Genomic DNA, 9,322 nt, shown 5'->3' with positions numbered 1-9,322 from the left:
AATTACGATGCACGTGCCGAGTTTGCATGGGCGTCAACTCAAGCGCTCAATGGCTTGACAAACTCTGGAACAGGAGGAGGCAGTTTCCCGAACCACATGATCGAACATGCCCTCTCCGCCCTCTTTAATATCGCCCATGGTGCGGGTTTAGCCATTGTTATTCCAGCATGGATGAAATGGTATAAAGGGCAAAATCCGACTCAATTTGAACGCTTTGCCAAAGAAGTTTTCGCCCTTGATACTGCGGATGAGGGGATCACAGCCTTGGAAAACTGGTTTAACTCTATCGGTGCACCGATTACCTTGTCCACAGCGAATATTTCGCGTGAACGTATCGACGACATTGCCGAGAATGCGCATGGATTAGCTGTATTATGGGGAATGGGGGAAGAATATTCTTCTGCAACAATTGCCGAAATACTTCGAAACGCCTAAAGTCTGATCTTCTCCCCGTAGCGCACTTTGCGCTCGGGTGTATAATCCCACCACACACGCGCCTCTCCACCATCCATAAAATCGGTGATCGACATCAATATATCGAGCATACAAGGATCTTGCCTCTCGCCGAACGCTTCACAAAAACGAACATACAAATCATAAGGGTCTTCGCCTTTGAGCTGATCGGGAGAGGTGATCCCGATCAAAGTTAGATCATGGGCCACTGTTTTCCCTATATTCGGTAAATCAGTCAACGTAAGAACCTTTTCACGTATCACTTTTGTAGGATTCATGACTTTTTACACCAACATCCATTCTCATGATCGTCCACCATCCCACACGCTTGCATAAATGCATACATCGTTGTAGAACCGATAAATTTAAAACCCCTTTTTTTGAGCTCTTTGGTTATAGCATCAGAAATTTCTGACGTACACGCTGCCATTTTATAATCTACAACATCATTGATAATTGCTCTTCTGCCAACTTTACCCCAAAAATAACTATCGAGGGAGCCGAACTCTTTTTTTATTTCTAAAAATCCGCGAGCATTAGCGATAATCGCTTCAATCTTCGGACGGCTTTTGATAACCAATCCGCTCTCCATAATTCTATCAATATCTACATCCGAATACGAAGCCACTTTCTCTAACTCAAACCCTTCAAAAACCTCACGGTACCCTTGACGTTTTTTAAGTACTGTTAACCAGCTCAAACCGGCTGATTGTGTTTCTAAGCTAAAGAGTTCAAACAAAGCCCGATCATTGTGCAGGGGTTTTCCCCACTCTTCATCATGATACGCAACATAAACCGGATCATTCAGTTTTACCCATCCGCAACGTGAAACCGACATATATTTCTCCGCTTTTAAATTGCGAATATCATAGCATAAGTCATTCTATTACACTTTTTTATGTCACTATGAAATAAAAGAATATACTCACACTAAAATCACTATAATAGTTTTTATGGAAAAAAATATTCGTATCATTAATACCCCGATAGGAGCCATGATCGCAATCACTGCTGAAAATGCAATCACTTCACTCGACTTTACCGATTCAGAAAGTAAGATAGAAAATTCCAATCATCCACTATTACTCCAACTGGAAAAAGAACTGCATGAATACTTCGCAGGGAAACGAAAGCCGTTTACTCTCCCCCTAAATCCTGATGGAACACCGTTTCAAAAACAGGTATGGGAGACCCTTCTAACCATCCCTTACGGAAAAACAATTTCCTATGCTCAAGAGGCTGAACAATTTGGAAATCCCAAAGCAGTCCGCGCAGTCGCCAGTGCCAACGGTCGCAATCCTATCGCGATCCTCATCCCCTGCCACCGCGTTATTGCTAGCAGCGGTGGACTTGGCGGATACACCGGAGGGATAGATAAAAAAGAGTTTTTGTTAGAGTTAGAAGAAAAATCCATGTTCTAGGGCTATTGCCCCAGAGCAAAGACGTTGGAAAGGGTATTAATATAGTTAAAATATCCGGTAATAGAGACGGCTTCGACGATCTGCACATCGGTATATCCTAAGGCTTTAAGCGCATCGATCTCTTCTTTGAGGATTTTATAGTTCTCTTTTTTGGATGCTTTGATACAAAAATTGAGAAGCGCTTTTTCAGCATCGCTCGTCGTGATAGCCTCTACCCCCTCCAGTACCTCTTCGATCCGCTGTTCGGAGAGTCCGAGCATTTTTGCAATCGATTTATGGACATCAACACACATTTTACAGCCATTCTCTTTTGAAATCAGAAGAGCTATCGATTCTTTGATCTCGTAGGAGAGATGTGTTTGATCGAGTAAAAAACGTTGAACCATCCCGTCAGTCGCAAAATAGATATTTTCATCCAACGCTAAGAGTTTGAAAATTTCACCGAGTTTTCCCGTTTTTTCTAAAATCGGGCGAGCTTTCTCCTGAATCGAAGAGGACATTTCTTCAAACTCGGGTAATGCTATGTGTGCCATTGTTATCCTTTTAGGGTTTTAAAATTTATTGTACTTTATGCGCCATACAAACCCGATTACGCCCACTCTCTTTTGCCTCATACAGTGCATCATCAGCCTGATTAAGCAACTTATCAATACTTGCTATATCATCTGCTGGGCTCACGCCGAACGAAGCGGTAAAACTCGGTAGTAGCCCCTCGCTCAACGGGATTTCTCCCTGTGAAAAAGCTATTCTCAACCGTTCGGCAACGTGTTTAGCTTCCAAAGCATCCGTTTGCGGTAAAAGGATAGCAAATTCTTCACCGCCGATCCGCCCGATGATGTCAATCTCACGTAAGGTAGCACGGCAAATATCAGCAATCTTTTGCAGTACCAAATCACCAACACTGTGCCCATAGTCATCATTTATCCATTTAAAATGATCGATATCAAACATAATCATAGATAAGTCATCCCCATAACGGTTATGACGAGCAAGCTCTAATTCCGCCTGTTCGATGAAAGAACGACGATTCGCCAATCCTGTCAAATAGTCCGAATATGCCCGATGCTCCAGTTCTGTCCGAACATTTCTGTTTTCGATAGCAATCGCCGCCAAATTTGCCGCAAATTTAATCCGTTCGATATCGCTCGCTTCAGGTTTAGTCGGTTTTCTATGATAGATTGCAAACGTTCCCAAAACATGCCCATTTGAGGCGATAATCGGCTCTGACCAACATGCGCCCAAACTTGCCTGCGCGGCTAAAGGTGCATACGGTTGCCAATACGCATGGTTCATGATATCCTCGACAACGACGCGTTCCCCAAGATAAGCTGCCGTGCCGCACGAACCTACCCCCATACCTATTTCTACGCCATCAATCGCATCATTGTAAAAGTCAGGTAAACTGGGCGCTGCCCCACTTAACAGATGTTTTCCCTCTTTATCCAATAATAATATACTGCATAAAGAGGTGGAATCTTCAGCTTCAATAGCTTGGACAATAGCATTTAGAATTTCGTTCAATGGCTTCCCCTTGGCAACCATTTCCAGCATTACATCATGCGCATGATTTCGCCGTTCACTTCGCCAATGTGCAGTCATATCGCTAAAACTTACCAGCCGTTTATCACCGACCCACGAAATACGGACAACAATATGACGCTCTGTTCCATCCTTACAGGTAATATTTCCTTCCAGTTCAGGAGGAATCATCCCCTTCTCATACGCCACTATCACCGACTTATACCACGGTATTACAATATTCTCTCTATAGTTTGTATCTGGATAAGCTTTGAGATACCATATATCGATAGTGGGTATATCTTCCAACAAATAACCAAACAAATTTGTAAATTGATGGTTAATATATTCAATCTTTCCGTTGAGATTTGACCAACCGATCCCGATGGGAGAAGAGTCCAGAAGATCTTCCAGTTGAACCCGTTTTTCAGTGCTCTTATTCAGGTTATGTTCCATGATACGCTCACGCAACTGTGCCAGACCACTCGATGCCAGCATCTCCGCCATCCCGACCATACAATCCATCAACGCTTCCATCTGCTCTTTCGCAACGATAGGAACAGCACGTATCGCTTCCATGTACGCAGCTTCATCATAGCCAAACTCACAAGAGCGCTGAGCGAAAAACTCCATATCGGGTGCTTCGCTCAACACCTGCCCCAAAAATAGGGTTGCCAAGCGGCGACCTTCGATAACCAAAGGCGTTGCATAATCGATCAAACCGTTTTTACACTTGGCACAGGCGACTTCACCCTCATGCAAACTCTGCATAAGCTCGATATTGCTCTCTTGGCACTGTTGATTAGTTTGCGGATTGACTCGATGAAACAGTGCACAAGCGTTTGTCCACCCTATTTGAGAAAGGAGTTCACCATCTTCGGCAACCAAACCGTAAGGGATCCCTGTTGCCTTATACAAGCTCTCCATCAGTCGTTCAAAAGCAGCAACATCTACTAAATCACTGAACTTATGGTTATTATCAATATTAATCATAATCGCCTATGCACTACTTTCTTTTACTATAGATTTTTCAACATTAGAATTGTCTTAAAAAACAGGTTTTATCGTCGCAAGATGTGACTAAATCACACTAAACTGCGTAACCTGTGCCGTTCCTACTTCATCGCCATCATCAAAAAGCCGGTAAATCCAGCATTGTCCTGACTTATCATAGGACGCACCTGTAATTTCATCTCTTGTAGTATTTGTGTATATCGCACATAAAATTCATACGTCGGTTTGGGCTTATACTTCAAACCGTTTATCTCGAAAAATTTGATAATATCTTTGGTCGTGGTCGGTTTGATAAAAAACTCTTTATCCCGTGCGTAATAATAGGGGATCAATGTCACAATCGACCATTTCGCGAGTTTATAGATGCTGAGCACCTCGACGAGGATTCCAAATCCTTTCTCATGATCGGCGTGCAAAAGTTCATACAATCCGATGGCAAACATATCTTGCTGTTCCATACTCATCTGTTTTACCATATCCCGTACTTTTGGTTTTTCAAAAAGTGAGATAAGAGAGGATTTAGAGACGATTTTTGCAAAGCTCTCACCTATCTCTTCGGTACGTGAAAATTTCTCAGGGGCAAATAGTTCTCTTACACTTTCACCTATTTTTGCCGTATTGTGCCGTTTGATGATCGGTAGCAGTGCTTCGTCTTCGAATCCTTTGGGGTAAAAGGTGAAAAAACTTTCTTCGGCAATTTTTAGTTTTTGAAGATTCATTGATGCTCTCCGCTTTAATTTTTGAGATACTCAAGCGCAATTTTCTTCGCCTCGGCACCGTTGGCTCCATCGCCTCTGATCTGAAATGCAAAAACTTGCGTATCATCATAGCGTTCGATAAATCCGACAAACCACCCTATTCCATTGCAGCTTCCTGTTTTACCCGCCAAAATTGACTGTTTGTCTTTTCTCAGAGTAATGATATCTTTTGCCGTTCTCATAGAACGTTTGGAAAAAGGGAGTTTTTCTTCCACAAGTGCTTTTAAAAATCTTGCTTCTTCATACGGAGAAATCAATAAGCTCCCCCCACCCAGCCAAAAATCGGTGAGTGTACGAGACGTATCCCCATTTCCATAATGCGCCTGAGCAACTATCCGAGCCATCCGCTCCGCTCCCACACACCGAGCCATTTCCTGATAAAACCATACTACCGAGACCGAAATTGCCGACCTCATCGAATGATCTTGATTCCACGCAGGATACCCCCGCACAACTCTATCCCATTTGATCGTCTCGTTCTCATCCCTCACTACACCGCTATCGAGCGCGATCATGGAGTTAAGAATTTTAAAGGTAGAACATGGATTGACACGCTCATCTGCATGAGTGCCATACACGGTTTTTGTGGAACTATTGAGATCGATGATGACCGCTGTACCGTCAAATTTACCAAAGTCAGGTTCAACTGCTAATAAAGGTAACGTCATTAAAAGCATAAATAATGCTCTCATTCTTATTCCTTATATAAATAGAGTTAGAGCAAAATGCTCTTTCAAAGCACTCTCGTAATCGACTTCTAAACAGGTCACTTCTCCATTTTCGATGAGCTTTAGTTGATTATCCACGAGAATCTTGCGTCCCTTAGGTGTTTGCATGATTGCGAGTTTCTTTTGCGTAAAAATAGTATCGGGATGGGTGGCGTTAAAATGGTTTGCGAGGCTAAACTCGATCCACTCCTGCGGTTGCAATGCAAAGCCATATTGTCGTTGCCACTCACCTTGCACGAGAGAACTCACAACGTATTCCCCATTTATGAGTTCCATGCGGAAACGATCGCCGTCCTGCACCGCTTCACCCTCCACGATCTCCATCGGAGCGCGCAGAGCATACCCCCCGAATCCCGTATCGCACAGATAATCTCTCCCCTCGACACGGACGATCACCACCATGTGCGTTTTAGGTCGGCGCATAGGATAAAACATCGGTCGTGCCCCCGCGAAATACCACTCGAAACCGATTACGGTGAGTGCCATCGCAAACACACCATTGATCTCGTAGCAGTACCCGCCGCGCCCTCGTCCCAGCACTTTGTTCACTATTTCTTCGGGAACCATCGATGGGATTCGCCCCGCCTGCACTTCGGTATTTTCAAACGGGATACTTCGTAGTTGCTTTTGTACGAGCTGAGTGAGTGTTGCGACATCGGGAGACACTTCCCCATATAAGCCGATACGGGAGAGGTAGTCGGTGAGATTGAAATTGTCGGCTGTCATCGGGGTTCCAATTATCTTATGATTTGGGAATTTTCCTCTTTTTTCGCTTTGCCTACTGTTAAAGCGTTTGCGGAAATGATTTTAAGAAAAACGCTGTAAAATGTTTAAAAATATGTCTGTATGAAAAATTTTGGTTGGATGTTTCTGATATTAGGATATTTTTAATGCCCGAATAGCTAATGGATTTCTAGCAAAATGGTATATTTTGGGCATGAATAAATAGTTATGCACAAAAAGACAACACCTCAGAAATTGCTAAAAAAAGAGAAAAGAATGAAAATAATATTGGTGATAATCAATTTTGTTGCCCTTGTCGGAGCAATTATATGGTGGGTAACAACTCCTGATTGGGAACCCACAGTTACATCAGTTGTATTATTTGGTGCACTACTCACACAAATTTTCACTAACGACGAAATAAAATCCAAGATGAAGTTTAGTCAAAAATCTGGAAAAGACTCTCACAGCTACCAAGCTGCAGGGGATCAGACAATCACAGATAATAAAAAGATACAACAAGGTGGAGACCACTCTTCGCTAATGCAAGCTGAAAGCATGGTTGTACATGTCGGGATTGATGAGAAACGCGCAAGGGAAGTCTTTCAAGAAATGAACCTGCAGTTGAGGAAAGAGTATTCTCAAGAGGCATTAGAGATTGCCAGTGCTAGGGTCAATGAGTTCGAAAATAGTCTCATGCCTAAAATGGAAAAGGTTGATGGCGCTTTGGAAGCATTTTCAGATCCTAGCTTTCAATTATTGTTAGTTGAAGCACAAAAAACAGCTGCATCTACTGAAAGACCAGCTGACTATGACTTATTATCCGAATTACTTGTGCACAGATTTAAAAAAGGTGATAACCGCATTGCACGAGCAGCTATTAGCCTTGTTGTAGATATTGTAGATAAAGTTTCTGATGATGCTTTGCTTGGCTTAACGGTGACTCATTCGGTAAACACCTTTTATCCGACTAGCGGAAATATTCAGCAGGGATTGGATACTTTAAATAATCTATTTGGAAAAGTTATCTATGGGCAACTACCCTCTGGAAATGATTGGCTCGACCATTTGGATGTATTGAATACAGTACGCATAAATTCATTTGGCAATCTAAAAAAGGTGCAGCAATATTATCCAGAGAGATTACCTGGCTATATTGATGTAGGCATAAAGAAAGATTCTGAAAATTACACTAAAGCAATAGAAATACTTGATAGTAATAATTTACCTCAGGGGTTGTTGGTCGAGCATAGTTTGAATTCTGATTTTCTAAGAATTCCAATACCCAATAGAGCTCAAATTAAATCTATGACTTTGTCTCTACAGGTTCTACAAGATGATAATGTAGTTCTTGTGCCTGTCAAGTTGTCAGAAGGCCAAGTAGAAGCAATAAATTCTATATATGATCTTTACAGTCAAGATAATGATTTAAAGCAAAAGAACATTAATGTCTTCATGGAGGAATGGGATAAAAGACCTAACTTAAAAGTCCTAAAAGAGTGGTGGGACAACATTCCTACTAGTTTTACTATTACCTCAGCTGGAAAAGTACTAGCCCATTCTAATGCTCAAAGGTGTGATGAGAGTTTACCACCGATGGATTGATGCTTGAGATAAAGAAGGAGGGGTCAGGTGATACCTATAACTAAATTTAAAAATAGAGATCAGGTTATTGACCCGATCGTGATCTAGATTTCAGAATCTTTGTCATCTTTGATCGTAAAGTTCGCAAATGCACCTTCGACGCTCATCGTATTTTTATACTTTGTTGCCGTTAATCTCACCGCTTTTGTTTCCAAATTACAAACCGCGATACGAAAATTCGATCCCATAAAAGGTTCCACAATACAGACAATATTCCCCTCAACTTCGCGTGTTGCATGTATTATCCCTTGTAAATTATGAAAAAAATACTTAGGATAGCTCAGAGGAGTGATTTCGACGACATCAGAATATCTTTTCTTATCCAATGTACTCGCAATAGTGGCAGCATCCTCAAAATTATCAAACTGTACGCACCAATTATCAAAAACTTTATTAAAATGGTTTAGATCTTCATCCAAAAACCCGCCTGCCGGTGATTGCAAAGCATAAATACTCACATAGCTCCTTTCGCTTTTCTCATATTAAACAAGATGACCGCCGCATCATCCCCTCATAAAGCTCCGAAATCTTCTGCACGACCTAAGCATAAACGGAAAGCAAAAATTGCGATCGTATCTCAGCAACGATGTCTGAAGAACTGTGCGTTTTCAAAACAAGATTTTTATTGTTTTTGAGCTCATCTTTGATTTTTGCGATGGTCTCTAACGCTGATTTTTTGTCTTGTTTATCAAAAGTATCTGAGAGCGTATCCAACTGGCTTTTGAACTCGGCTTGTTGTTGAGCGATTTTGGTGCTTCTTTTTTTGTTGGTATTCGACTCGATCAATTTGTTGGATTCTTCTAACAACGCTTTGGCACTCTCATAATCACCGTTCTCGATCGATTTTTTCATTTTGTCCATGAACGTGTTCAATTTATCTTTGTCTTGTTGATAGGAATTGGTGGTGATGTTTGTACTGTTGTTATAAGAACTGTAAACGGCTCGCATCGTCTCTCCTCTAGGGTATTAATCGTCTGAGAAGCAAATCATATTCCTACAATCGACAATGCTTATATGCTATAGTCCCTAACAATGAAAGGTTTCGTTCTTCTTTTTTAATTTT

12 protein-coding genes are annotated in these 9,322 nt (G+C 41.7%); 3 read left to right on the top strand and 9 right to left on the bottom strand.

Annotated elements, in window-relative coordinates:
• Positions 1–435: iron-containing alcohol dehydrogenase (locus JZU62_RS08140; protein ID WP_295013677.1), on the top strand; the 435-nt coding region annotated here is incomplete at its 5' end.
• Here the strand turns inward: JZU62_RS08140 and JZU62_RS08135 are convergent.
• Both JZU62_RS08135 and JZU62_RS08130 read right to left on the bottom strand, forming a co-directional pair.
• Entirely contained in the window at positions 432–731 is a 300-nt protein-coding gene (locus tag JZU62_RS08135) for a helix-hairpin-helix domain-containing protein (protein WP_295013675.1), read from the bottom strand. The two genes, JZU62_RS08140 and JZU62_RS08135, sit on opposite strands and share 4 nt — an antisense overlap.
• Positions 728–1,291, bottom strand: a complete 564-nt coding sequence (locus JZU62_RS08130; protein WP_295013673.1) for a DNA-3-methyladenine glycosylase I — start codon at positions 1,289–1,291, stop codon at positions 728–730. The genes JZU62_RS08135 and JZU62_RS08130 overlap by 4 nt, the downstream gene beginning before the upstream one ends.
• A gap of 115 nt (positions 1,292–1,406) precedes the next feature.
• Here JZU62_RS08130 and JZU62_RS08125 point away from each other — a divergent pair, with 115 nt between their 5' ends.
• On the top strand, positions 1,407–1,874 hold the full coding sequence (locus JZU62_RS08125) for a methylated-DNA--[protein]-cysteine S-methyltransferase (protein WP_295013671.1): 468 nt from the start codon (positions 1,407–1,409) through the stop codon (positions 1,872–1,874).
• Positions 1,875–1,876: 2 nt separating this feature from the next.
• Here the strand turns inward: JZU62_RS08125 and JZU62_RS08120 are convergent, their stop codons facing one another.
• From JZU62_RS08120 to JZU62_RS08100, 5 genes are all read right to left on the bottom strand, one after another.
• Positions 1,877–2,407, bottom strand: coding sequence for a carboxymuconolactone decarboxylase family protein (locus JZU62_RS08120; RefSeq protein WP_295013669.1), 531 nt, complete (start codon positions 2,405–2,407; stop codon positions 1,877–1,879).
• Between the two features lie 25 nt (positions 2,408–2,432).
• The gene (locus JZU62_RS08115) at positions 2,433–4,385 is read right to left on the bottom strand and encodes a diguanylate cyclase (protein ID WP_295013667.1); all 1,953 of its coding nucleotides are present in this window, start codon (positions 4,383–4,385) and stop codon (positions 2,433–2,435) included.
• Between the two features lie 122 nt (positions 4,386–4,507).
• Positions 4,508–5,125 carry a hypothetical protein gene (locus JZU62_RS08110; RefSeq protein ID WP_295013665.1) on the bottom strand — a complete coding sequence of 206 codons (618 nt, stop codon included), beginning with the start codon at positions 5,123–5,125 and terminating at the stop codon, positions 4,508–4,510.
• Between the two features lie 14 nt (positions 5,126–5,139).
• Complete coding sequence (locus tag JZU62_RS08105) at positions 5,140–5,856, bottom strand: penicillin-binding transpeptidase domain-containing protein (RefSeq protein ID WP_295013662.1); 717 nt, start codon at positions 5,854–5,856, stop codon at positions 5,140–5,142.
• A 9-nt stretch (positions 5,857–5,865) separates the two neighbouring features.
• Positions 5,866–6,618, bottom strand: coding sequence for an arylamine N-acetyltransferase (locus JZU62_RS08100; protein WP_295013660.1), 753 nt, complete (start codon positions 6,616–6,618; stop codon positions 5,866–5,868).
• A gap of 273 nt (positions 6,619–6,891) precedes the next feature.
• Between JZU62_RS08100 and JZU62_RS08095 the strand changes: the two genes are divergently transcribed.
• Positions 6,892–8,220 (top strand): LPO_1073/Vpar_1526 family protein, encoded by a 1,329-nt coding sequence (locus JZU62_RS08095; protein ID WP_295013658.1) that lies wholly within the window; start codon positions 6,892–6,894, stop codon positions 8,218–8,220.
• A gap of 83 nt (positions 8,221–8,303) precedes the next feature.
• On the opposite strand, the gene JZU62_RS08090 is transcribed toward JZU62_RS08095, so the two are convergent.
• Positions 8,304–8,717, bottom strand: a complete 414-nt coding sequence (locus tag JZU62_RS08090; RefSeq protein WP_295013656.1) for a hypothetical protein — start codon at positions 8,715–8,717, stop codon at positions 8,304–8,306.
• 82 nt (positions 8,718–8,799) lie between these two features.
• The gene (locus tag JZU62_RS08085; protein ID WP_295013654.1) at positions 8,800–9,207 is read right to left on the bottom strand and encodes a DUF4175 family protein; all 408 of its coding nucleotides are present in this window, start codon (positions 9,205–9,207) and stop codon (positions 8,800–8,802) included.
• Positions 9,208–9,322 lie beyond the last annotated feature (115 nt).

Source organism: Sulfuricurvum sp., assembly GCF_019163035.1.
In the GTDB taxonomy this organism is placed as follows: Bacteria; Campylobacterota; Campylobacteria; order Campylobacterales; family Sulfurimonadaceae; genus Sulfuricurvum.
Note: the sequence above shows the minus strand (reverse complement) of the source record. Positions and strands in the feature narration are given on the sequence as shown.